Source organism: Pedobacter sp. BAL39 (assembly GCF_000170795.1).
Classification (GTDB): Bacteria; Bacteroidota; Bacteroidia; order Sphingobacteriales; family Sphingobacteriaceae; genus Pedobacter.
The window spans coordinates 232,208-256,926 of record NZ_ABCM01000006.1 but is presented as its reverse complement, the minus strand read 5'-3'; the positions used below and the strand labels follow the sequence as shown (position 1 = coordinate 256,926).

The window sequence follows — 24,719 nt, the reverse complement described above, 5'->3', positions numbered from 1 at the left end:
CTTAACCTTTTTTCCTAATAATGTGTCACAGTTGACGCTTTTCCACCTGATTGAAAAGCGTCAGCTGTTTTTATAACTTAATCCGGAACTATTGCTGACGCAGATGGTTTCATAGAAATTTATAAGGTAAACTTGGTCTATTTTCTAATGGAGATAGCCTTTGTCTTTCATCTTGTCCACCACCTGCTGGCCTATTAGCTTACCCCATTCCTGACCAGCAATCATCGATTCCTGGCTGATCAGAGGGGTTTTTTCCGCGAATTTCCTACCTGCGGGGCTTTCATAAAAAGCAATCACTGCAAGTAAATCTGCTTCTGTTAAATGCTTTTGATAAATCGGGAGCACCATATTTATGAGTTTGTTAAAAGCATCCTTACTTACTTCTGCCTCAAATTCGTCCCAGAATCCTTCGGGTACGCCTGACTGCTGTTGCTTGAACATCGCAATCATTTGTACCAATACCCCTTTGTAAGCAGTTTCTGAACCAGATATCTGCATCATCTTTTTTAATGATGATCTGTAACTGGTCGTATCTTGTCCAAAAGAAAATGTGGTAACTAATCCCAGCAGCACGGTTAAAATTGTTGTTTTCATATGATGTTTTTATTTGTTTAAGAAATGTATGATGGTCTGTCGGCAGGTACGCCAACAGCAGTTTTTCCCATTCTCAGGATCGGGATTCTTTCTTTTTTCGGACATAAGCGATGGTTTCTTTGAGCCAATCCTGGGAGCTCAACTCTACATCGGGTTTTACGCCAACGCCCTCTATCGATCGTCCCGATCGCGTAGTGATCTGGCAGTTCGGGATGAACATCCAGAATGCGATATCGGATTCCTCAAGTGAGACACCTGTTCCCTGGCCAGGATTTCCAGCGCCTGCCGTTGTTTTCCCGAGGATGGTAGCTCTTTTCATTTCTTTGGCAGTAAATGCAAAGTACTCAGCAGCTGAAAAGGTCTTGTCGGAGACAATGATGTAAAGAGGGATGTCGAATAATGCGGGACCTTCCTTGTAATTAAAAGTAACTTCGCTTTGATGCCAGTTCGGCTCACCCGTACATTTTTTTATCAGAAGGCTTTGATAGTCTTTTGTTTGATACAGAAATTGATTCAGGAAAGCACTGCTTGCACCATCTCCACCGGGATTTTCAGAAATATCAATAATCAGTTGTTCGCAGTCGGCTACAGAATCCAAGGCCTGTTGTATTTTCTTAAATGCCTCATCGCCCGCAACACAGGCATCCCACCTGATGTAACCAACCTGCTGATCTAACATCTTTACCTGCGTAATCCCCCCCGTGAAAGGTGTCTCTGCTTGACTGGCGTTCTGCGCGGAAGCCGTCTTATGATAAGCCATGACGTTAAAATGCTTGTCCCTGGTTTCTTGTCGAAGCATCGTCGTGATCCGCTCAGTGGCCTCCTCTGCGGAAATCCCGTCAAACTGCTGCTGCTCTTTCATCTCCAATAATTTTTTTGATAGCTTAATGGCTTTGTCCTTATCAAAATATTGTTCTTCTAAATTCTTTCGGAGGACATCTATCAATAAATAGACGTCTTTTTGTGTTAAAGCTTTCTGATCCTCCACACAAGACTGTAAGTTGAAACAAGTTAAAAGCAAGAGCAGGATAATCAGTTTATGACGGGGATTCATGGCAGCATTAATTTCGATGTAAGATATCAAAATTTTCCGAACCCAAATGTATCAGGAACATGATGATGAACCTCTAGTATTAAATTTTTTTTCATCTCATGTTGGGCTTAATCGCAGCATCCCGGCCCTGAGCAGGCCAGCTCAGCCGGTTTCTCCGCATACACCGTCACGCTGAAAATTCCCGTATCACCAGATTTGAATGCAGCGATGCCTGCGTCGTCCATATAATCTTGCAAAATGTCATCCGGGATCACGATTGCTTTTTCCTTCTGCACTAGCATACCTTTAAAACCGTTAGCTTCAATTAGGCGCAGGTATTCCTCTCTTTGGACCGCACCGCTCACACAACCGGCGTACATCCCTGCAGCTGAACGTAGCGCTTCTGGCAGATCACCCACCAATACCACATCAGAAATGCTGAAATGGCCACCTGGCTTTAATACACGGAATATTTCTTTAAAAACCCCATCCTTATTCGGCACCAGATTTAGTACACAATTGCTCACGATAACATCAGCAGCATTTGCGGTTACAGGCATGTGTTCAATATCCCCCTGACGGAATTCTATATTATGAAAGGCCAGTTTTTCAGCGTTGATACGCGCTTTTTTGATCATGGCAGGTGTGAAGTCAATACCAATTACTTTTCCAGTCTCGCCTGTCTCCGCACGCGCTACAAAAGCATCGTTACCAGCACCGCTTCCAAGGTCAATCACAACATCGCCTTTTTTAATTCCTGCAAATTGTGTCGGCAGTCCACAACCCAAACCTAAATCTGCATCTTCGGTGTAACCTTCCAAATGGGTGTAATCGTCACTCATGATGTTATATATCTCTGTAGAACATCCACCAGCTCCACAGCAGGAAGCCTGATTTTCTTCTTTGGATTGTAAAGCGATTTCACCGTATTTCTGCTTTACCAGTTCCTTTAGTTCTTGATCTGTATTCATAGTTTTATATTGAGTGTATAATTGTAATATTGCGATGTATATAGCCAAATTTTTTTAGCAGCAACTGCCCGGATCTTTATACGAGGTAAAGAAAATGCTCAGCTCATTTTGTAATTGTGCCCATGCTTTTGGTTCAATGCAATAACACACACTAACTCCCTCAATTGTTCCTTGTATTAAACCTGCATTTTTAAGTTCTTTGAGGTGTTGAGAGATGGTGGCTTGTGCCAGACCGAGTTCTGTAACCAGATCGCCGCAAATGCAGGCATTAGCTTTGATGATGTGCTCAAGAATCGCAACTCGTGCAGGGTGTGCCATTGCTTTTAACATTACAGCCAATCTGTTTTGTTGTTCGGTGAATATCTCTGTTTTTGTAAGTCCCATAATTCTGTATCGCAATATTACGATAGTTAGCTGTGATAAGCAAATATTTAACTAAAATGTGCTTCCTAAAATTTAAATAGTTCTTTAATCAGCGCGCTTTTTGCCCCTTAAAATCATATCCATAGTTGTTGCAATACGCTCTGCACGTTGTTCATCGCCATTTGCAGCATTCACCCAATTTGTAAAAGCCTGTTGCTCTGCTTCAGCATACATTTTGAACAATTCATGTATTTCCGGTTCATCCTGCAGACATAACAATAAATCGTCATCGCCGGCAGATGATATGGTTTTGGGATACAGACGAATGCTTACCCAATCGCCCTCTTGTTTCCCGATCTCTTTTCTGATTGCTGCCTTGATCGGAAGAAATAATCCGCCATTGGCCATTGGCATCAGCCCGTAGCTGTCCAAACGGAAATCGTCAATAAAACCCCAAACATTGACGACTCCAAATTTTTCACGAAACTGTTTGTCAATGGCATCAAAGGTGACAAAGCTCCAGCCGCCCTTTCCGGGCATTTTAGCAATCTGAAAAGATCCTTGTATAATAGGTAATTGTTGTTTTTCCATTCAAATGGTGATGGTTAGGGGTAAATAGATCCGGAATGAAGCCAAATAGATCCGGAATAAAAATACTCAATTTAGCAACCACAACCTAAAACTAACCCAATTCTAAGTAGAAGCTTCCAAATGCTCATTGCCGATTGCCGGCCGCGATTTGAAAATACATTTTTGTGATGTAATCAATAACACTTAAACTTACACATCATGAAAAAAATACGCTCATTATTACCTGCAATACTGCTGCTGGCAGGGTTATGGTCTAAAGGTTTTGCACAGGATAAGTCCTGGGTATTTGGAGAACATTTTATCTTTCACACCAGCACTTCTACATCTTACTATAGTACAGATGATAAAAACCTTTCCATGGCAGTCGGTTATCTCAATCAACAAAAGGCTGCTCAAACAGCTATTCTAAAAGGGCGTTACGAAATTGGACTGTTTACGAAATTAAGCCCTACGTTGACCAATTTTACCGGCGCACCTGTTACTGCAATTAACAAAACGTACACCAGTTACATTATTTCTGATAGCTCAGAGGCAGTCCTGGTCGCAATGGGCATTAACAAGGACAATATTCAGGACTATAGGTATCATGTCGTTAAAAACGACAGCATCGAAATTGTTCCCTGGTCGCCGATTTCTAAGTTGGAACAGAAATATGGAGCCCATGAGCCTTATGGTGCAATAGGGACCTTCAAAGAGCCAGGGGGAACAATTCTGGTTGAGGTTGTCAACACAAAGAACTATAAGATCAGAGATGGGATCATTTACGACTGGAGGGCCAGCTTCAAGCCTTACATAGAAAGTCTGATCGTTAATACACCAAGCAATTTCTTTGAACTCAAAGATCCAAAGGAGAACCGGGGATATGCAAAGAAAGTGGATCATGCCACTGGATCACCTTTAGATGTTGTTTTTCCTCAGGATTCAGTTAACCAGATGTCACTTCATTTCAGGAGGCATGAGACGATACCCTACACCATATATATTGAAAAGCTCGATGGGGATTCTGCAGGATACAAACAAATCGCTTACTACCTGCTGGATGACCGATTTACGGTGAAAGAGGAATTTATCAAAAAGCCCGGAAAATATCGGCTAAAAGTGATACGGGTGGGGTATGAAGACAACCAGGTACTGTACATCCCCTTCGAGGTAAAACCTCCACCAGTAACAGATAAGAAAGTATCTCTCAAACAAGCACTTCCTTATCTAATTGCAACACTCTCGGGTGTTGCTTTGTTGTTTTACATCTATTACAGACGTAACCAGCGTAAGCTGAATGCTTCAACCAGAGAAAAGCAGCTGGCCAGATTGAAGCTGAAATCCATACGGTCGCAGCTCAATCCTCATTTTATGTTCAACGCATTGACCTCCATTCAGAACCTGATCAATAAAAACAAAATAGAATCTGCTAATTATTATCTTTCCATATTCTCCGGTCTCACCAGGCAAGTGCTGGACACAGGCAATGAAGAGATGCTCAGTATCCAAGATGAGCTTAAAATCCTGGATGATTACCTGCAGATGGAACAGCTGCGGTTCGGGTTTAACTATCAGATTAACGCTGATGAACATTTAAATCAGGCCAATATTGAAATTCCGGCCATGCTGCTGCAACCCTTTGTCGAAAATGCAGTGAAACATGGAGTTTCTGGATTAAAAGAATCCGGCAACGTAGTGATCAACATCGCTCAAGAGGATAACGACCTCGTACTATCAGTTCAAGACAATGGCCATGGATTTATTAAGAACAATAACTTCATGGGTTACGGAATGAAATTAAGTGAAGAACGGGTACTTTTACTCAATCAGATTTATAAAGGCCAATCTGTAACTTTGACCGTTGATTCCAGTAACACAGGAACAATCATTAATATTCGACTCACAAACTGGATCTCATGAAAATAAAGGCCGTTATTATAGATGATGAAGCCAACAATATTGAAAACTTACAATTGATCATTGCTAAGCACTGCCCTGATTTGCTGATCGCAGCAACTGCTGAAAATATTTCTGACGGGATTAAAATCATTGCTGAACATCAACCGGACCTGCTCTTTCTTGACATTCAAATGCAGCAGGGCTCAGGTTTCGATCTGCTGACAGCACTGCCTGAAATCAAGTTTGAAGTGATTTTTATTACCGCCTATGATAAATACGGCATACAGGCAATCAAATTTTCAGCCCTGGACTATCTTTTAAAACCAATCAACATCATTGAGTTCAAAGCTGCCGTTTCCAAAGCAGAATCCAGAATAAATGAGAAAAAGCAAAATCTGAATATTGAAAACTTGCTGACCTACATGAAGTACGGTAACAGAGAGCCAAAAATCGCACTGCCAACTTTAAAAGAGACGGTTTATGTAAAGATTACCGACGTGGTCAGGTGCGAGGCAGAAAACAATTATACCACTTTTCACCTTAACAGTGGCGAGCAGGTACTGGTTTGTAAAACGCTCAAAGAATTTGCTGACCTGCTCAAACCCCATGACTTTATCCGCACCCATCAGTCGCATCTTGTAAACCTGCATTGTATAAAAAGCCACCTCAAAGAAGATGGAGGTACCTTACTGCTGGAAAACCTGCAAAAGGTACCCATCTCCCGGCAGAACAGGGAAATGGTGAAACTCAGACTTGCTGACCTCGGTTATTAGCTTGTGGTAAAATCAAAATATCCCTTATCTTAGTCCGATTGAGACTTATGAGAACATTTACCTCTTTACTTGCTGCATTGCTTGCTTTAACAGGAACGCTGCAGGGCCAGACCAAAAACAAAGCACCGAAAATTGAGTACCTCATGATTGACGGCAAAAAAGAGCCCAGTAAGGCTTACCTCAACCCCGGAGAAATGTACCTGATCAAAGTAGCTGTGGCCGATCCTGAAAACGATCCTTTAACGGCCAAGTGGGAGCTCTTTGCTGAAGCTGAGCTACGGGACGCCGCAACGCAAAAAAGGCCGCCTGTCGCCATTCCAGATGTCGTCGTCGGCTCCTTGAAAAATGCAATGCTCAAAGTGCCCATCACGGCAGGCCCCTACAAGCTGTTGCTTCATGTCATGGATAACCATAAAAACATGACCACTGCGGGCATCACCCTTGTCGTGCTGAAGTAGGTAAAACAAACAAAGTGATAATAGATGAAGTCGACCGTAGGTGATATGATACAAACTGGAATATGAGAAAATTAAATTTTGATGAGGCGGTAGAAAGATCCCTGAAAATTCAGGGACCGCTATCATGAACTGGAACTTCAGCACCATGGTAGTAAATGGACAGTAGAGGAGGATTCACCCTTCTGTTTGATATAAAATTAACAGCTCAATTGTAAAATGACCTGAACTCCAGGGGTGTTTGATTGGTTTTAGTCTTAAACAGTTTGCTGAAGGACTGGGAATGTTCGAAACCTAGGCTGTATGCAATCTCAGATACAGACAGCTCAGTATTGGAAAGCTTTTCTTTTGCCTTCTCAATCAGTTTGTCGTGAATAAACTGCTGGGTGCTCTGGCCTGTCAGGACCTTCAGCATCGTGCTCAGGTAGTTCGCTGAAATGTTCAGCTGCTCTGCCACAAAATGAACAGTTGGCAGGCCTTTTTCAATCAGCTGATCATCTGTAAAACAGCCGTCTAGCAGTGACTCCAGTTTGACTAAAATCTGATGGTTACTGATTTTTCGGGTTAAAAATTGCCGGTTATAAAACCTGTCCGCATGAATCAGCAGATACTCCAGCTGGTTAATGATTAACGATTGGCTGAAACTGTCCATATTCGACAGGTATTCTTTCTCTATGTTCCTGAATATTTCAGCAATTACCATTTCTTCTTTTTCAGAAAGGAACAAAGCTTCATTGACCTTATATTGAAAGTAATCATGTCTTTTGATCTGTTCCGCCAGCGGTGTGTTCCATAAGAAATCAGGATGAAGCAGTAGCAGCCAGCCCGAGGGGTTCACCTGCACGTCAGGATCAATCTCTACCTGCAACAATTGACGGGGAGCAAAAAAAGACAATACACCGGAGTCAAAGTCGTAGGGTTGCTGACCGTAATTGAACTTGGCGGCAACATTCCGCTTTAGTGCAAAAATGTAAAAATCCTGTATCCATTTCAGGTCCTGGGCACCTTCAGGATATTTTACCTTGCTGTAATCGATCACGCTGATGAGCGGATGCTCAGGCTGAGGCAGACCATAGTAGGCATGCAGGTCCTTAAGCGCAGAAAAGCGGAATGTGTTACTCATAGTCTAATATAATTAATTTTCCTTGTGAAAGATCATGCCGCCGTGGTATAAAATGCCATCACGGAAGTCGCCATCTGCGACAAAGCCAGTATCATCTTTGTATTCAATGTGATCACCTGTTACCCAATAGTCACCCTGATAGGCACTCTGCCGATTGCCCCGGGCTTCATCATATCGTCCTTCGGGTAGCAGTTCATGGCGTACAAAACCATCTTCTGTCACCCACATACCGATGTAATCTTTTGTCTCTTCAATTGTCTTTTTCATCATTCAGTAATTGCAGTAGATTCTGTCAGTTTCAAGTTATTGGCCAGCGCCAGTTCGATGGTCCTGACCTTTGAATTTACCAATGCTGCGGCATCAATGCCCATAAAGAAATGCACCGGCGGAGTTTCTTGTTTGCTAAGCTCGATAAAAACTTCAGCAGCCTTTTTCGGGTCATTAGGTTGATTGCCATTGATTTCTTTCAGGTGCTGCGCTTCGACCTCACGTGCATTCGCATACGCTTCAATCGGGCTTGCAGGTACCATCACCGAATCTTTGTCCAAAAAGGTCGTTCTGAAATAACCAGGATAAACTAGTGTAGTGTGCACGCCGAATGGCTGCATCTCGACAGCCAAAGCTTCGGTATAACCAGCCATGGCGAATTTCGTAGAACAGTAGATGCCAAATGCCGCGAAGTCGCCCACGAAGCCACCGATAGACGCAATGTTAAAGATATGTCCAGCGCGTTGTTTTCTTAAATACGGTGCTGCATTGCGGATCACATTTAAAGGGCCAAATACGTTCACGTTGAAGTTGTTTTTCACTTCTGCATCCGTCAGTTCCTCAATGGCTCCAATCTGGCTATAACCTGCATTATTGACCACAATGTCGATACTTCCAAATTTATCAACCACCTGGTCGATGGCTTTTTTTACATCGTGATTGCTGGTTACATCCATTGTCAAAGGCAGAAAATTTTCATGTTCGCCGATCAGGTCGACCATGCTTTGCTTTTTTCTTGAGGTAGCCGCCACTTTGTAGCCTTCAGCCAATAGTCGTTGTACAAGGTCCGCGCCTAATCCCTTGGATGCACCGGTCACGAACCATACTTTTTCGTTTTGTTGTTTTGTAGTTGTCATTGTTTATGGTTTGATGATACAAAGTTGGGATATCACCTCCTGCCTGATGTAGCCGATCCTTGGATTGTTGTAGGCAAATCTCATTTGGATTCAATTCTGGTCTATAGCAATAAGTTGTTAAAAGATGTTAACCTTTTGTTTCTGAATGTCATAATGCTGAATTTGCTCCCTGATTCACAGTTGCTGCTAAAAAAATAATTAAGCGATGGTATTTAAGATGATAATTGGTGATGTATGTGTAAGGCTAGTTGTGGATGTATAAAATCTTTTTTATTTGCGCATTGCTGGTCTCTTATGGTGCAATTTGCCACGCTCAAACTACCCGGTTTTCCGGCCGGATTTATGACGCCGAAACTCACATTTTACTTGATTCGGCCTATCTGATGGATAAAAGGACTAATGGTATGGCGCTTTCAGGAAGAGATGGAGCTTTTTCTTTAAATGCCTTCATGGGTGATTCCATCATCATCTCTAAAAAAGGCTATCGTCCAGATACGGTCATCGTATTCAATGAGCAATTCATCAACATCGGTATGGTAAAAAGATCGATCGCGTTGGAAGAAGTGAGGATCAGGGGAAGACGTACTTCGCCTTTGGAAAAATATCAGCTGAATAAGGTGCTTTATAAAAGCATCTATCAGAAAGGGGATATAAAAAATATGGTCAATGTCACGCCGGTAGGCATCGCTGTCAATGTAAATAAAGTCTTCAGTGCGTTAAGTAAAGAAGGAAAGGATGCCAGGCGTCTGCAGCGTAAATTGGAAAGTGAATATCAGTTGGATGAAATCGATGCCAGATTTAATAAAAAGCAGATTATTGCAATCACTCAGCTGGAAGGTAAAGATCTGGATGATTTTATATCTGAGTTCCGCCCGGATCACAAATGGGTGGAAACCGCTACGGATTATGATATCGTGCTATATATCAAAGAGAAACATCAGGATTTTCTGAAAAATAGGGCAAACATTCGATACTGACAGCAATTATAGCAAGTTTATCTGCGGTATCCTGAAGATTTTTCATTGTGATTTTATTTAATGGTATGATTAACTTCACAAATCTCCGGATTATTGAGCCGGGGAGATGAGCATTTTCAAACCAATAAGGAGCAAAATGAAACGTGTTTAATCATTAAGAAGAAAGCTGATCTCTTTGAGCGGTATAATGAAAACGCGGATGGAAAAGAACAGATCGATACTGCCGCACATCTGGTTTATTAACCAATACGTAATAAATTATTAACTCATTCCAGCCGGTTCAATTGCTACTTTTGCGGAATGAAACGTTGCATCATTATTCTGTTTTTTCTCTTAATTTCTGTAAGCACATTTGCGCAGCTACAATCGCCGGATCCCAGGTATAGACTGGTTACCGGGGTCGGTGCTGTGGCACAAAAAAACTATTACTTCCTGACACTTTTGGGTCAGACCAGCGGGCTAAAGCAGCTGCTGGCAGCCGACAAACAACTCTGCACAATAAGGCTGGAGAAGCAGAAGGCAATGGAGGATGCGGTAAAGAATTGTGGAAAGGATGTCGCCTGTTATATCAATGCGGCAAAATTCAGTGATGAGGAAGTTAAAGCGGTGAGTGCGAGGTTAGCTGAATTATATCAGAAAGATAATGCGCTGGCTAACCTGGTGACAAAGCATTTGATCCCCTCGGGATGTTATCAGTTGGGTCAAAACACTGATCTCCAAAAAACACTCATCAATGCATGGGAGCAGGATGCCAGAGCCATAAACCATACCATTGATGTCTATGCGGGAGGAGCGAAGCCAAACTACGTAAAAATCGATTCCATCAGTTTCAATGTCAGGGATAAGCGTTACCCTGAATTGCTGGCCCTCAATGAACAGTTGTCAGTTAAGGAAGCCCGGGATTCACTGTTTTTCTCATCGTCAATGCTGTTTGCACTGCATAGCCTGGAAATCAATGAGCGCAATCAGGCGGGCGAGTATGAGCCGATGACGGAAACAGTGAATAAGGCGGCTTATGAGCACTCGAAAAAAATAAAATGGGATCAGTATCAATATACATTGATCCTGGTGCCCGGTGAGGGGCCCGAGGAGCCGGAAGTGGCGCTCAGTGCCGGTGGGATGCTGCGTTGCAGGCTGGCAGCGATGCAATATAGAAATGGTGTTGCACCCTTTATCATGGTTTCCGGAGGATGTGTGCATCCCTTTAAAACGAAATATAATGAGGCTGTAGAAATGAAAAAATTTCTGATGGAAAACCTGCAGATACCCGAACGGGCGATCCTCATGGAACCTCATGCAAGACACACCACCACAAACCTGAGGAATTGTGCGAGGCTGATTTTCAGATACGGTTTGCCGATGGATAAACCTTGCATCAGCTCAACAGCCAAGTCGCAGAGCGATTACATCACAGGTGTGCTTCAGGAAAGATGTTCCCAGGAACTCGGATATGTTCCTTTTAAAAACGGCAAAAGACTTTCTGATACCGAAGCTGAGTTTTATCCGCTCGCCAGCGCGCTGCAGATTGACTTTGATGAACCAATGGACCCATAAGTCGCGATTAATGTTTTGTTAACATTGTGGTAATGTCATGAATATAGCTTAGGCCTACTTTTGTGCGAAAGGTGAGCATGAAGGGATCATGATGGACAGAGATTTATTTCAGGAGTTTTACGAAGAACATAAAAAGAGTGTTTTTGCCATGGTAAATCTTCGCATTTCTGATGTGGAGGATGCCAAAGATGTAGTGCAGGAGATCTTTATGGAACTCTGGCTGAAGCGGGATAGCCTGGCTGAAGTTCGCGACATTAAACCCTACCTCTACGTGGCCTCCAGAAACCATGTCATTTCTGCCTTCCGCAGGAAAAATATACAGCTCAAAAATGAAACACTGTTACTTGAAGGATTGAATACCCTGGATCATTCTGCCGAGGAAGGTACCATGGCGAAGGAACTTTACCAGCAGATCAATGACATCGTTGAAAAACTTCCGGAAACCACTCGTCAGTGTTATATCCTCAGCAAGAACGAAGGGAAGCGAAACGGTGAGATTGCCGACTTATTGAACATTTCTGAAAAAACAGTCCGCAATAATATTTCCGAAGCACTAAAACGATTGAGAATTACCTTGAAGCAGACGCATCCTGAAATGCTTGCACTGTTTCTTTTCATGCTGAAGTAATACATACCTCATGTTGAAGTAGTCTACACCCAAATCTTTTTTTTTCGTGATCTATACCTTCGCTGAAATGCGCAGAATCCCCTTGTCCCGAATATTTTTCCAGGTATTAAAAACCTAATGTAAAGTTAACAATTCCTTAAAGGACATTCAGGCTCCGAGACCGTGCTGTAACTAAAGGATAGTTTTGGACAACCGGATTAATATATTATTTAGAAGATACCAGGATGGAACAGCGACCGCAGAAGAGCGCCGACTGGTCGAAGCATGGTATGAAAGTCATCAGGGACAAGAGGTGCAAAAGCTGAGCCTTGATGAAGCCTCAGCTGTATTTGCTGACCTTGATGCCAGGATCGCAATGATGACGGAGGAGGGCCCGAAGCGAAGAAGACTAAACTTCAGATGGCTGCAGGCTGCTGCAGTATTTCTGGTGCTGCTGGGAACCGGCCTGGTCATTAAAGTAAGGAACAAACCAAAAGTAGAGCTGCCCGAGAGTTACACCGAGATCAGGTCTTTAAATGGTGTTAAAAAAGAAGTGACACTTCAGGATGGCACTACGGTATTCCTGAATTCAGGATCAAGTGTCTTCATCTCCTCGAAGTTCGGGAAAACAAAAAGAGAAGTTAAACTGGTCGGAGAAGCATTCTTCAATGTGCAGCACGATAAATCCAGACCTTTTATTATTTATTCAGGGAAAATCCAGACCACTGTGCTCGGTACTTCCTTCGATGTAAAAGCATATGCAGATGATGAGCAGGTTAAAGTTACCGTCGCCGCCGGTAAAGTTAATGTGCAGCAGAAGGTAACCTCCGACAAAGGGGCTGCCTTCTCAAAATTACTGCTTCCCAATCAGGCACTCGTTTACAACAAAACGCGCGAAAGCCACCTTGTTAAAGCCGCAAATGCTGATTCCATCAGCGCCTGGCGTACCAACCACCTGAACTTCGACAATGCTTCTTATCCGGAAATCGTCCGGATGCTGGGCAGGTGGTATGACCTCGACATCACCATGGATGCGGCTTATGACCCCAAAAAATATACCCTGAGTTTTCATAATGAACGTGCCGACAAAGTACTCAATGTATTGTCAGCCCTGACGGGTACAACCTACCATATGAACGGAAGAAAAGTAATCATCACTTCTATTAAGTAAAAAAAGAACCCAACAAATAATCACAATTAATTTAATCAAATGCGAAAATTTTATCTAATCCCATGTTTGCAATCTGCGAAACGGAGCATTTCATCCGGCTTGCTGAGGGTAATGTTACTTCTTGTGTTTTTTCTGCCGCTAAACCTCCGGGGATTTGCTGCCAGTGCGCAAAACATGAACAACACAATGATTTCCTTCTCTGCGAAAAACATGACCTTAAAGCAGGTGTTAAAAGTAGTAGAGGAAAAGTCCAACTTCCTTATCGGCTATGATAACGTCCTGGACGTTAAAAAACGGGTAACGATGACCGTTGAGTCAAAGTCTGTTTATGCCGTTTTGAAACAACTGTTAAGAGATTACAAAGGTAATGTAGTCCAGGTGGACGACAGCCACGTACTGATTAAAGTGCAAAAGCAGGAAATTGCAGCGGCACCTGTAAAAGTGGAAGAGCCTGTAGTGAACAACAACGTGCAGGTTCTGGTAAGTGGTACTGTTACGGATACAAAAAATGGAGCTTTGCCAGGTGTAACGGTTGTTGATGAGACTTCTGGTAAAAAAACAGGAACAGATGCTGAAGGTAAATACTCCATCAGCGTGGCATCTGGTTCTAAGCTGAGTTTCAACTACATCGGTTACGACAAACAGACCGTCACCATCACCAACCAGAAAACTGTAAACATCAAACTGCAGGAATCGAGCAACTCCCTTCAGGAAGTGGTAGCCATCGGTTACCAGAAGATCAGGAAGTCAGATGTGGTAGGATCGATCAGCAGTGTGAAAGCATCAGAAATGAACCTGACAGCACCAACGGTAGGGCAGGCCCTCGTGGGTAAGGTTGCTGGTGTGCAGGTGTCACAAACCAGTGGTGCACCTTACGCAGGTACAAAAATCCGTGTTCGTGGTACCAGTTCACTGACGGCGGGTTCGGATCCTTTATATGTAGTTGACGGATACCCTGCTGGGAACAATATTTTCATCAACCCTGAAGATATTGAAACCATCGACATCCTTAAAGATGCGGCGTCGTCTGCGATTTATGGATCAAGGGCAGCGGGTGGTGTGGTGCTGATCACCACCAAAAGAGGAAAAGATGGCAAAGGAAAATTTTCTTATGATGTACAGAGTGGCATCACCCAACTGGGTAAAAAAGTGAAATTGCTGAATGGTTCTCAGTTTGCAGAACTGGTTATCGATGCCCGTAACAACGCTTACAAAGACTTTGTCGTAAATGGCGGTAAAACCTGGACGGATGCGATGTATTCTGACGACAATGCCACAAGGATCAAAAACGTAGGTAACGGATCGTCAGTGAGCATCCCTACTGATATTTATGACTTTGCAAACCAGCGATTGATTGCGCCTACAGTCGATACAGACTGGCAGGATGAGTTGTATAGAAATGCATTCTTTCAACGTCATAACCTTTCCTTCTCAGGTGGTAATGACAATATGAAATACTATTTGAGCGGTGGCTATCAGGATCAGGATGGTATCGTCAGAAATACTGCAATGAAGGCGCTGAATTTCAGGGCCAATGTGGACGGTAATGTGAGCGAACGACTGAAAGTCGGAGCAAACGTAGCCTTCACGCAGACGACCAATAACGAGGTTGGTGAGGGACGTTTCAGCCCGATGATGGCAGCCTTGCTGTATGTTCCTTACCTGCCGGCAAGGGACGCAAATGGCAATCCTATTAAATATGGAATGAATGCCATCGCCAATGAATTTGGTATTCAGGGTATCGAAAACCCCTTGGCTTCTGTTGCGGAAACAAAGAGCAACAGGTTAGGTTACAGAAGTACCTACAACGCCAACGCAACCTATCAGATCCTGGATGGGCTATCATTCAAGACAAACCTGGGTGCACAGCTTTACCAGGAGAAATATGATTATTACCTGCCTACAAGCCTGAGTGCGGGTGGCGGTAATCCTCCGTATTCAAACCAGTCTATGCTCAACGCAAATGCGATTGCTCAGAACAAAACTGAGTTGGATAAACTCGCAGAGTTTACGCTGAACTACACAAAGAAGTTCGGTAAGCATGACCTGAATGCGCTGGCTGGATATTCGGCACAGCAAAATACAATCGACTTCACCAGGATCAATGCGAAAGGTTTCACCAGCGATAACATCGGTGAGATTTCTGATCGCGGTGCAGCAGCAGATTTGCTGACTATACCTAATGCTTTTAAAGTAAAAACTACCTTAATGTCTTACTTCGGACGTATCGGTTATAACTACGCCGGTAAATATTTTGTAACGGCTTCACTTCGTACCGACGGATCTTCACGATTCGGTCCGCAAAACAAATGGGGAACTTTTCCTTCCGTAGCTACAGGATGGAGCTTGTCTCAGGAAGATTGGTACAACGATTTCCTTGGAGAAGGCTCTTCAGTAAAACTCAGGGCTTCTTGGGGACTGAGCGGAAATAACAACATTGCTGATTATAAAGCGATTCAGACCGTAAAATCACCGGGTGGTGTCGTATTTGGAAGCGGAACAGTTGGCTCTGGTGTATTGGTAGGCGATATGACCGACCAGACATTGGGCTGGGAATCTACTTCACAATATAACTTTGGTACAGACATCACAGTTTTCAAAAACAGGTTGTCATTCATTTTCAACTATTACCTGAGCCGTTCTTATAACTTGTTATACGACCAGCCGGTATCATCCATTTCAGGTACTGCGAATTCAACGATCCTGACCAACCTCGACGACAGTAAGGTTCAGAATAAAGGATTTGATTTCCAGGTTGACGGACGTATCATCCAGAGCAACGATTTCACTTTAGGCTTAAGCGGAAACATCTCGCTGAACAGAAACAAGGTATTAAACCTGAGTAACGGAAGTACAATTCTTGTTTCTGGTGCTGAACGTTCTTACAGAACACACATCACCCAGGAAGGACAGCCGATCGGTATGTTCTATGGATTCAGAGTGCTGGGCAGAATTACTGAAGATAATCTGGGCAAGGTAGCGCCATCGGCATCTTCATCCAACCCTGCTAAAGTAGGTGATCTTTATTTTGAAGACGTAAACGGAGATGGTGTCGTAAATGACCTGGATAAAACGGTTATCGGAACACCTTATGCCAAGTTCACTTATGGTTTTGCCATCAACGCAGCCTACAAATCATTTGACCTTCGTGCTTCATTCAATGGTTCTTATGGAAATCAGGTGCTCGACGGACAGGATTATTACCTGTACAACTTCGAAGGTTCAGGTAACCAGTATGTAGAAGTTGCGGACCGTTACAGGTCGCCATCACAGCCTGGCAGCGGGTTAAACTACCGTGCTTCCCGTGCAGGAACGCAGAGTAACAACACTCGTTTATCGTCTTTCTACTTACAGAGCGGTTCTTATTTAAGGATGACCAATGCCACTATCGGATATAATTTCCCTAAGGCACTTTCCAAAAAGATAAAAGTAGAGAATGTCAGGGTTTTCGCAAGTGTAGACAATGCCTTCACGATCACCAAGTACAAAGGATACAATCCGGATGTAGATTACAGCCTGGGTGCTAACCTTGCACCAGGTGCAACGACAAATAACGGGGCGAATATGGCACCGGGTGTGGATTATGGAAATTATCCTATTGCCAGAGCCTATAACCTTGGTATCAAACTAACATTCTAATCAGCAACAATAAAAATAGAACAATGAAAAAATATACAATCGTTTTTTTTCTGGCTCTTCTTACTTTGGCTTCTTGTAAAAAGAGTTTCATTGAGCAGACGAATCCCAACGCAACAACGGTAGAGAAATTTTTTACCTCGGAGGGCAGCGTACTGCTGGCAGTAAATGCAGCGTATGCTACACTGAGAGGTGGTGATAACATCGGTGAGAACAGTGGTCTTTATACTGATCAGCGTTCTGACGATACTGGTATCAATGACAACCAATCGAATGCGGGTGAGCCCTTTCAGTTTGGTAACTTCAGCATCCTGCCAAGTAATACTTACCTGAAAAGACACTGGGTAAGCTTATATCAGACCATCACGCAATGTAATGCCGTAACTACCTATATTGACAAAGTTACCTTCACCAACAACGATACGAAGCTGCAATACCTGGCTGAGGTGAAGTTTATCAGGGCGATGATTTATTTCCACCTGGTAAGAAAATGGGGCGATGTGCCATTGATCACCAAAACCCTGACCACTACTGATGAGGTGTTTGCAAACACTTACCGCCAGCCGGAAGCTGCAGTTTATGCCCAGATTGTGAGCGATCTGAAAGATGGCCTGACCAGTAACCTGCCTAACCTGCAAACCGGAGCAGGAGCGGGACGTGTTTCAAAGGCTGCCATCAATGCGCTGCTGGGGCAGGTTTACCTGACCATGGCTTCTACAATAGATGCGAATAAGGCTGAAAATCTGACCAATGCGAACACCTATCTGACTGCCGCTTACAACATGCGTAATTTTACTACGCTCTCTGCAATTCCTTATGCAGATGTTTTCGACGTCACAAAAAAGACCTCGAACCCTGAAGCCATTTTTGAAATTGTTAACAGAGCAAATGACATTACCTACAGCTCAAGCATCGCTGCAAACAACCAGGCTTTGGGAGAAACCATCAATTCTGATAAACCGGGTCTTGGTGCGGGTGGAAATGTGACCGCTGACCTGATTAATGAATATGAGCTGAATGATCCGAGAAAAGATTTCTCTGTGAAATTTGCTGCAAATGCCCAGATCCAGGATTGGTTTGTTACCAAATACCGTGATAAAAATGTAGGTGCAACTGGTTATGGAGGCAATAACACGCCCATACTGCGTTTTGCAGACGTCATCCTGATGCTGGCGGAAGTAAATATGCTTCAGGGTAATGATGCGACTGCCATTCAGTACCTGGACATGGTTCGCGCAAGGGCAGGTGTGCCTTTATATGCAACGGCACGTTTGAATGCGACCTACAATACTAAATTCCCAACTTTGAAACTGGCTATCCTGCACGAACGTCGCGTAGAACTTGCCTTTGAACACAAAAGGTGGTTTGACCTGATCAGGTATTTCAGTACGCCTGAACTGGTGGCTTACTTTAAAGCAAAACCTCAAAGTTCATTCGGGCTGGCACAGCTGGCCAACTTTACCACTAAAGACAGGTTCTTCCCGATACCGTTCGACGAATATAAGCTCGATCCGGTAAAGATGTATCAGAACCCGGGCTACTAATCCCTATGGCATAAAATGAAAATGGAGGAGGACGTCGGGTTCTCCTCTATTTTTTTGAACAGTCATTCAGCACGCAGTGTACAGGACAATTGCGCAGCAACTAGAAAAATAGCGCAGTGAACTTGAAATAATACAACGAAACTTGAAATAATACATTGAACAGAAGTCATACAATGACCGGAAAAATAAAATGGTTGATTGATGCCCTCTTTTAACATATTAAAATGAAATCTTTTAGAATGAAAACTTCTTTTAAAGCCATGCTACTTGCCCTGCTTCTATGCAGTGGACTGAAATCCTCGGCGCAGGTGGCAAAACTGATCGCCCAGCTACACAATCCGGCAGATAAAAATGTAATGGTGGCCTCACACCGCGGCGACTGGCGTAATGCTCCTGAAAATTCTTTGAAAGCTTACGAGCTGGCGATAGCAATGGGAGTAGACATTATCGAGGTCGACCTTGCAAAAACAAGTGATGGGGTAGTCGTGATCATGCACGACCAGACCATCGACAGAACGACAAACGGAAAAGGCAAACCTTCGGATTACACCCTCGCTGAACTTAAGAACTTTCATCTGAAAAATGGCCTTGGCCGCCTGACCAAACATACCATACCGACACTTGAAGAAGTGATGCTCCTGGCCAAAGGCAAGGTGCTGGTCAACCTCGATAAGAGTTACGAGTGCTATGAAGAGGCTTACCAGATATTAAAAACCACCGGCACACTAGATCATGCGATATTTAAAACGGATAAAACCTACGCGGACTTACAACAAACCTATCCTGCACTGCTGAAGGAGATTACTTTCATGGGGGTAGTAAACATCAGTAAACCAGGAGCCAGAAAGATCATTTCAGATTATCAGCAGGCCATAAAACCAGTTGCCTTTGAGCTGAACTTCTCTACGGATACAGTTGCAATGTTAAATGACCAGGCTTTTTTCCTGAAAGGAGGATCGAAAGTATGGCTCAACTCCTTGTGGGCAAGCTTAAATGCTGGTCATGAAGATGACCTTGCCTTTGATGAGGGCAATACTAAAGATAGTTGGGACTGGCTGATTGCGCATGGTGCAACAATTCTGCAAACGGATCGACCGGCAATGATGCTGGAGTACCTTCGAAAAAAGCAACTGCATAAATAAGCCGCAAAACAATTTGATGTATCGTTGTGCTGATGATCCCAGGATTATCTATAATTGCGATTAATTCCCAAATTCATAGAATCGTATGATAACAATCGATATTCAAAAATGAAAAGTCAGCAAACCAATATCTTCAAGTTTCCGATATCACCGCTTGCTAAAGCCGGTATGCTGATCAAGAACATGAAAGTTAGCGGCCATGCTGCGGAGCATGACCATTCAAAGCCTCACCGGGACGATCATTATTTACTGATGATCGCGACGGCAGGGCAGTTTGTGATCAATATAGATTTTGAAAATAACATCATGAAGGGTCCTGCCATGGTACTCGTCCTTCCAGGACAGGTCCATCATGTGGTTTCTGCAAGTAAACCGATGGGCTGGGGGATCAGTATCGACCCGACACTTGTTGATAAGGAATTTCAACTGATCCTTGAAAAAGGTTTCCGCAAGCCCTTGTCGTTAGATAAAGAATCGGATTTTCATGGACATGTCATCACGCTAATGGAGCAGCTGGAGAAACTGCAGACATCGCCAGTCAATGTATACGCGGTGCGTGCCAGTCATTCTTTACTGGATGCCTTAATTGGGTTAATTGCAGGTGAAATTGCCTCTATTGATACCGGCGGAAAATCCAAAACAAACAGGGCCGCAATAATTGAACAGTCTTTTATGCAACTGCTTAAAATACATTATAAAGAATGGAAGCATCCAGCAAGATATGCCGAAGAACTCCATATTTCTGTAGCACATCTATACGATACCATTAAAAACATTACCGGCGATTCGGTATCTACCTATATTCAGCAATACTGTATACTGGAAGCTAAGCGTTTGTTATGTTTTAGCAAGATGACCGCTAGGGAGATCAGTTACCAGCTGGGTTACGAGGAGCCTGTGTATTTTGGAAAGTTATTTAAAAAGGTGACGGGGCTTACTCCGTTACAATTTCGTCAGCAATACCGCGATTGAGACTATCATCTCGTGGTTTGATTATATTTCCTTACATTATTACCTGCGATCTTTGTCGTATTAAATGATAAGGAGATGAACAAGGAAATAAATATTCAATCCATTTTGAATACCGTAAGGCGTGCCGGCGACCTTTTTCTAAAGGACTACAAGCTTAACGCAATACCCACCAATAAAGAACAGTTTTTTACAGAACTGAAATCCATTGACGAACGCTGTATGACTGTTCTGAAGTCCGGATTGCTCCATGATTTCCCGGATACCCCCTGGAATACAATTGATGAATTTGATAACGACGGACAAAAACAGCCACTGCCGATCCCTGAATATTGGATATGTGATGCAATGGATGGTGCCATACAATATCTGCAGCACATTCCCGGATGGACCATCAACCTGGCATTGATCAGAAATGGAGAACTTCACTTTTCTGTGATCTATGACCCCTTGGCCAATGAAATGTTCTGGGCCCAGGAGGGATCAGGAGCGTTTTTGAATGGCAAGCCGATCCAGCCGGTATTTAAGTGGGAGCCAGACATTATGGTAGCTGTTTTCGAATACGGACATCAGGAGCCCGCCATTCCCGGTTTTAACGAAAAGCATGGTCATGCCCTGAGGGATCTGTTAAATACTTTTGGGGTCGTTAGAAACTATGGCCCACATGGTTTGCAGTTGGCCTATGTTGGTGCTGGCAGGGTAGACGTATTTCATCAACTGGGATTGGATACCTTCAATTGGCTGGCTGGAGTTTTAATTGCCAGGGAGGCCGGTGCTGATATTTTAAATGCCGACGGAGACATCTGGAAATGGGGCGATGAAAGCCTTCTGGTCTCTGCGCCTGGTATTGCAACTCATTTTATAACTCAGGCTAACCATCAACCATTCAAAACCTCGCACAAATGAAAATCACAATTATAGGAGCTTCGGCTGGCATAGGATTAGTCACCGTTCAGCAGGCACTCGCCAAAGGGCATCATGTTACGGTTTTATCTACCCGCACGGCGGGTATACCTGAGCATGAAAATTTAACTAAAGTTGAGGGTAGCGCAACCTCTGAAACTGACCTGATGAAGGTGATGCCTGGCGCAGAAGCGGTGATCATTGCCATTGGTACTAAAAATAAAAGGCCGAATACCTTATTCTCTGATACCGCTGCTGCGCTGGTAAAGGCGGGAGCAGCATTAAGTTTTAAATCACCTATTTTAATCGTTACGGGGTTTGGTGCCGGCGCAAGTACCAGGTTTTTAAGCTTTTTCATGCGCACCGTGATCCGGCTTTTTCTGAAGCATCAATATGTCAATAAAACGCTGATGGAAGAGATGATTGCGACCAGCGACCTCAACTGGGAAATTGTTCGGCCGGGAATGCTTACCGATGGCCCAATGACCCAGGAGTATCATGTACTGCCAGAGCTCTACAAAGGAATCAAAATAGGCAAAATTTCCAGGGCCGATGTAGCAGATTTTCTACTGCATGAAGCCGAAAATCCTACGATGCTTCGGCAATATCCCGCACTTACCTCCTGATCTGGTATATTTGGTGTAACCTACAGCCCCATAAAAGCAGATTGAATTAATGCGGTTCATTTGAGTGTAATAGACTGTTTGTACTGCGCTACTACAATAATATAGTTGCAAAACTATTTTCATCAGTTAGATTTGCGACAGCTATTAAGATGCACGGCAATGTGTTATTTACTAGCCTGACAGCATTTGGCAAACCCTGGTTTACTTTTTTGAAAGTGAAATGAACTGGGTAAAAAATGGAGATAAACAGGGGTGATAAATGAAAAGATATGAACAAGAAATTTTCCGGTAACCGCCAGGTTGGAATGGTTTCAACATTTGATGAACTGATACATGCGGAATTTCAGGGAGCAAAAAACGCAATTTGCTGGTACAGAAATTTGGCTGGAGATTTCAAAGAAGTGGCTTCTAAGCTTCAGTTAAAGGAAAACATCACAGATATTTCCATTGAAGCGCTTTTGGCCCTGGAACTATCAGAACAAGGGGGGATCGCGAGGGAAATTATATTGAACGATTTAAAAGCGTTAACAGATTTTGGTGCCTTGCCTTCTCTGAATCTACTCAAAAGCTATGAACGTGATGATGAATTCGACTTTATTTCTACAGATGTATATTCTTATCATGTAGATCGCTCACCTATAGCTGCCGATACTTTTTTATGCACTTATTACGGTGCTGCAAGTGATATTTTACCCAACAGTCAGGTTGAGCAGAAAATTTTGGTCCCGGAAATCAGGCAAAAGCTAATAGACTTATATGATGGACAGGAAACAGGATTTGAAAATTTTTTGAAAGAATATTTTTTCGATCTGCATTATCAACCTAAATCAGATGCCCATCATTTTAATTTGGGTGTGGGTCATCTGTGGAAATTGGCAGTAGACCATCCGGAGCAACGGGCTTTGCCTTGTGTTCATCGGGCACCGGTAGAAAATGAAGGCGAATATAGACTGCTTCTGATCTGTTAGTGGGTAGCTTAATCCGCTATATATCTTAATATATACAGCTACACTATAAAATAATGTAACAAAAAAAATCCTTCAAGAAATTGAAGGATTTTTTTAAGTCGGGGTGGCAGGATTCGAACCTACGACCTCCACATCCCAAATGTGGCGCGATACCGGGCTACGCTACACCCCGAACTTGTTCAACAATTTCAGTTTTTTAAAGACCTACGTCGTTGTTGGGATTGCAAAAGTAGGATAATTATTTTAAACGCCAAATTTATTTTAGAATTAAATTCAAAAATCAAATCATTGATTTGATGATCTCAGGCCACTTATCTGTTAATTGCTTGTTAAATGGCTGTCAGTCTGATTATTAACATTTGTCGCTGAGCTACAACTTTTTTGTGTTTTTTAGGATTAAATACATGGCATCCTCATCAACCAGAATCTTGATCAAGAAATCCTTGCCATCAGTTGCAACAATCCATGTCCATTGCAATACACATAAGCCTAGCTGCGCCGCGATATGGATACACCTCGAATGTGATCTCCTTTTAAGACAGGATCAGTATCCCGATATGCTGTCCGTATACTGCTTTATAGTGCTACATTATTAAGACATTTCTAAGTCAGGTTTGGTAGGGCTTTGGTACAGTAAATAGCCCTTTTAATTTCCACTTATAGATTTCTCAACTCATTGATAACAAACGTTTAATAACAAAGATGATACAAACAGTGTCTTGATTGTTATATGAAAGATTCCTATTTTGTTTAAAATTAAATACGGTTTAATAATTAACTTAAATACAATCAATTATGGCAATTGCAGGAAGAGATGGAAGGTTCATCGGAAAAATGAGAAACGTAGTATACTATATGCTTAGAGGGCAGTATGTCAGTCGTACTATCGGAAAGCAACCAAAAAGGAAAACTGAGAAACAACTGGCAAACCAACACGCGATGTCTGTTACTATGGATTTTGTACGGGCGGTCAACTCTTTTATAAAGGTAAGTTTTGCGCTTGAGGCACAGGGGACAACAAAAAATGCCCATAATCTCGCTACTTCGTATGTAAAAAAACATGCTTTAACAGGTCAGTATCCTAACATGCGTGTGGATTATAGTAAGGTTATCCTGAGTAATGGAGCTGTTCCTGTAACACCGGCATCGAGCATTACTAAAGTAAAGGGAGGTGTGACCATCAGCTGGCAAACCGATGATAAAATCCATTGGTCCAATCAAAATGATATGGTGATGGTGTTGCTGTATCTTCCTGGTAAGAGGATGTCTATTCCGATGTTTAACGCGGCAAAGAGAAAGGATGGTCAGGTGTACATTCCGCTCCGTGATTCCTTTGCAAATGAGCCAATGGAGGCTTTCATGTGTTTCAAAACTGCCGATGGTACTGAAATCTCTAACAGCATCTATCTGGGGAACCTCAACGGTGCTGCCCTGACAGCTCAGGATGTTAAAAATCAGGAAAAATATGAGCATGATAAAGCCCATTTCAAAACGATAGAAGCGAAGTATCTACAGGTATTGGAGCAGGCAGGGGGTGAATTTCCGGATACGAAGTCATTTCGTGTACTGCAGGCAGAATACATGGCCTTGCAGCGTAAGTACGGCAGTAGCCCCGGGCAGCAGGAGTAAACCTGGTTTTGGCTGATATGAACTGAAGGATATATTCGGGGCGACTGTAAAAAAAATAGTCCCGGTCTTTTGAACCAGGACTATCAAT

23 protein-coding genes and 1 tRNA gene are annotated in these 24,719 nt (G+C 43.1%); 15 read left to right on the top strand and 9 right to left on the bottom strand.

What is annotated here, in order from left to right:
• Positions 1-144 precede the first annotated feature (144 nt).
• The 5 genes from PBAL39_RS10555 to PBAL39_RS10535 form a co-directional block, all read right to left on the bottom strand.
• The gene (locus PBAL39_RS10555; protein WP_008241137.1) at positions 145-594 is read right to left on the bottom strand and encodes a DUF2059 domain-containing protein; all 450 of its coding nucleotides are present in this window, start codon (positions 592-594) and stop codon (positions 145-147) included.
• A 73-nt stretch (positions 595-667) separates the two neighbouring features.
• The gene (locus PBAL39_RS10550; protein ID WP_232282934.1) at positions 668-1,582 is read right to left on the bottom strand and encodes a S41 family peptidase; all 915 of its coding nucleotides are present in this window, start codon (positions 1,580-1,582) and stop codon (positions 668-670) included.
• A gap of 173 nt (positions 1,583-1,755) precedes the next feature.
• Entirely contained in the window at positions 1,756-2,598 is an 843-nt protein-coding gene (locus PBAL39_RS10545) for an arsenite methyltransferase (protein WP_008241133.1), read from the bottom strand.
• Positions 2,599-2,652: 54 nt separating this feature from the next.
• A complete protein-coding gene (locus tag PBAL39_RS10540) occupies positions 2,653-2,982 on the bottom strand; it encodes a helix-turn-helix transcriptional regulator (protein WP_008241132.1) in 330 nt (109 codons plus the stop codon).
• Positions 2,983-3,066: 84 nt separating this feature from the next.
• Complete coding sequence (locus tag PBAL39_RS10535; RefSeq protein ID WP_008241131.1) at positions 3,067-3,552, bottom strand: YdeI/OmpD-associated family protein; 486 nt, start codon at positions 3,550-3,552, stop codon at positions 3,067-3,069.
• 198 nt (positions 3,553-3,750) lie between these two features.
• On the opposite strand from PBAL39_RS10535, the gene PBAL39_RS24630 reads away from it, so the two are divergent.
• The 3 genes from PBAL39_RS24630 to PBAL39_RS10520 are packed head-to-tail and all read left to right on the top strand — an operon-like array spanning position 3,751 to position 6,661.
• Positions 3,751-5,451, top strand: a complete 1,701-nt coding sequence (locus PBAL39_RS24630) for a sensor histidine kinase (RefSeq protein WP_008241130.1) — start codon at positions 3,751-3,753, stop codon at positions 5,449-5,451.
• Positions 5,448-6,203: a LytTR family DNA-binding domain-containing protein gene (locus PBAL39_RS10525; protein ID WP_008241128.1), complete on the top strand. Its 756-nt coding sequence runs from the start codon at positions 5,448-5,450 to the stop codon at positions 6,201-6,203. Before PBAL39_RS24630 ends, PBAL39_RS10525 begins: the two co-directional genes overlap by 4 nt.
• Before the next feature lie 47 nt (positions 6,204-6,250).
• Positions 6,251-6,661: a hypothetical protein gene (locus PBAL39_RS10520; protein WP_008241126.1), complete on the top strand. Its 411-nt coding sequence runs from the start codon at positions 6,251-6,253 to the stop codon at positions 6,659-6,661.
• A gap of 205 nt (positions 6,662-6,866) precedes the next feature.
• Here PBAL39_RS10520 and PBAL39_RS10515 read toward each other — a convergent pair whose 3' ends face one another.
• The 3 genes from PBAL39_RS10515 to PBAL39_RS10505 are packed head-to-tail and all read right to left on the bottom strand — an operon-like array spanning position 6,867 to position 8,905.
• Entirely contained in the window at positions 6,867-7,781 is a 915-nt protein-coding gene (locus tag PBAL39_RS10515; RefSeq protein WP_008241124.1) for an AraC family transcriptional regulator, read from the bottom strand.
• A gap of 12 nt (positions 7,782-7,793) precedes the next feature.
• Positions 7,794-8,051: an Atu4866 domain-containing protein gene (locus tag PBAL39_RS10510; RefSeq protein ID WP_008241119.1), complete on the bottom strand. Its 258-nt coding sequence runs from the start codon at positions 8,049-8,051 to the stop codon at positions 7,794-7,796.
• The gene (locus tag PBAL39_RS10505) at positions 8,048-8,905 is read right to left on the bottom strand and encodes an SDR family oxidoreductase (RefSeq protein ID WP_008241118.1); all 858 of its coding nucleotides are present in this window, start codon (positions 8,903-8,905) and stop codon (positions 8,048-8,050) included. The genes PBAL39_RS10510 and PBAL39_RS10505 overlap by 4 nt, the downstream gene beginning before the upstream one ends.
• A 383-nt stretch (positions 8,906-9,288) precedes the next feature.
• Between PBAL39_RS10505 and PBAL39_RS10500 the strand changes: the two genes are divergently transcribed.
• From PBAL39_RS10500 to PBAL39_RS10450, 11 genes are all read left to right on the top strand, one after another.
• The gene (locus PBAL39_RS10500) at positions 9,289-9,882 is read left to right on the top strand and encodes a hypothetical protein (RefSeq protein WP_157273982.1); all 594 of its coding nucleotides are present in this window, start codon (positions 9,289-9,291) and stop codon (positions 9,880-9,882) included.
• 300 nt (positions 9,883-10,182) lie between these two features.
• Positions 10,183-11,436: a YdcF family protein gene (locus tag PBAL39_RS10495; protein ID WP_008241113.1), complete on the top strand. Its 1,254-nt coding sequence runs from the start codon at positions 10,183-10,185 to the stop codon at positions 11,434-11,436.
• 88 nt (positions 11,437-11,524) lie between these two features.
• The gene (locus PBAL39_RS10490; protein WP_008241103.1) at positions 11,525-12,064 is read left to right on the top strand and encodes an RNA polymerase sigma factor; all 540 of its coding nucleotides are present in this window, start codon (positions 11,525-11,527) and stop codon (positions 12,062-12,064) included.
• A 184-nt stretch (positions 12,065-12,248) separates the two neighbouring features.
• Positions 12,249-13,214 carry a FecR family protein gene (locus tag PBAL39_RS10485; protein WP_008241102.1) on the top strand — a complete coding sequence of 322 codons (966 nt, stop codon included), beginning with the start codon at positions 12,249-12,251 and terminating at the stop codon, positions 13,212-13,214.
• A 174-nt stretch (positions 13,215-13,388) separates the two neighbouring features.
• Positions 13,389-16,853: a TonB-dependent receptor gene (locus PBAL39_RS10480; RefSeq protein WP_232282933.1), complete on the top strand. Its 3,465-nt coding sequence runs from the start codon at positions 13,389-13,391 to the stop codon at positions 16,851-16,853.
• A 23-nt stretch (positions 16,854-16,876) separates the two neighbouring features.
• Positions 16,877-18,394, top strand: a complete 1,518-nt coding sequence (locus tag PBAL39_RS10475; protein WP_008241100.1) for a RagB/SusD family nutrient uptake outer membrane protein — start codon at positions 16,877-16,879, stop codon at positions 18,392-18,394.
• A gap of 239 nt (positions 18,395-18,633) precedes the next feature.
• On the top strand, positions 18,634-19,536 hold the full coding sequence (locus PBAL39_RS10470) for a glycerophosphodiester phosphodiesterase family protein (protein ID WP_008241098.1): 903 nt from the start codon (positions 18,634-18,636) through the stop codon (positions 19,534-19,536).
• Between the two features lie 108 nt (positions 19,537-19,644).
• Positions 19,645-20,508 (top strand): AraC family transcriptional regulator, encoded by an 864-nt coding sequence (locus PBAL39_RS10465; protein ID WP_008241096.1) that lies wholly within the window; start codon positions 19,645-19,647, stop codon positions 20,506-20,508.
• Positions 20,509-20,583: 75 nt separating this feature from the next.
• Entirely contained in the window at positions 20,584-21,411 is an 828-nt protein-coding gene (locus PBAL39_RS10460; protein WP_008241090.1) for an inositol monophosphatase family protein, read from the top strand.
• The gene (locus tag PBAL39_RS10455) at positions 21,408-22,034 is read left to right on the top strand and encodes an NAD(P)-dependent oxidoreductase (protein WP_008241089.1); all 627 of its coding nucleotides are present in this window, start codon (positions 21,408-21,410) and stop codon (positions 22,032-22,034) included. The genes PBAL39_RS10460 and PBAL39_RS10455 overlap by 4 nt, the downstream gene beginning before the upstream one ends.
• A gap of 269 nt (positions 22,035-22,303) precedes the next feature.
• Entirely contained in the window at positions 22,304-23,002 is a 699-nt protein-coding gene (locus tag PBAL39_RS10450) for a hypothetical protein (protein ID WP_008241082.1), read from the top strand.
• Between the two features lie 98 nt (positions 23,003-23,100).
• Here PBAL39_RS10450 and PBAL39_RS10445 read toward each other — a convergent pair.
• A tRNA-Pro gene (locus tag PBAL39_RS10445) sits at positions 23,101-23,174 on the bottom strand.
• Positions 23,175-23,797: 623 nt separating this feature from the next.
• On the opposite strand from PBAL39_RS10445, the gene PBAL39_RS10440 reads away from it, so the two are divergent.
• A complete protein-coding gene (locus tag PBAL39_RS10440; protein ID WP_008241078.1) occupies positions 23,798-24,631 on the top strand; it encodes a DUF6266 family protein in 834 nt (277 codons plus the stop codon).
• Positions 24,632-24,719 lie beyond the last annotated feature (88 nt).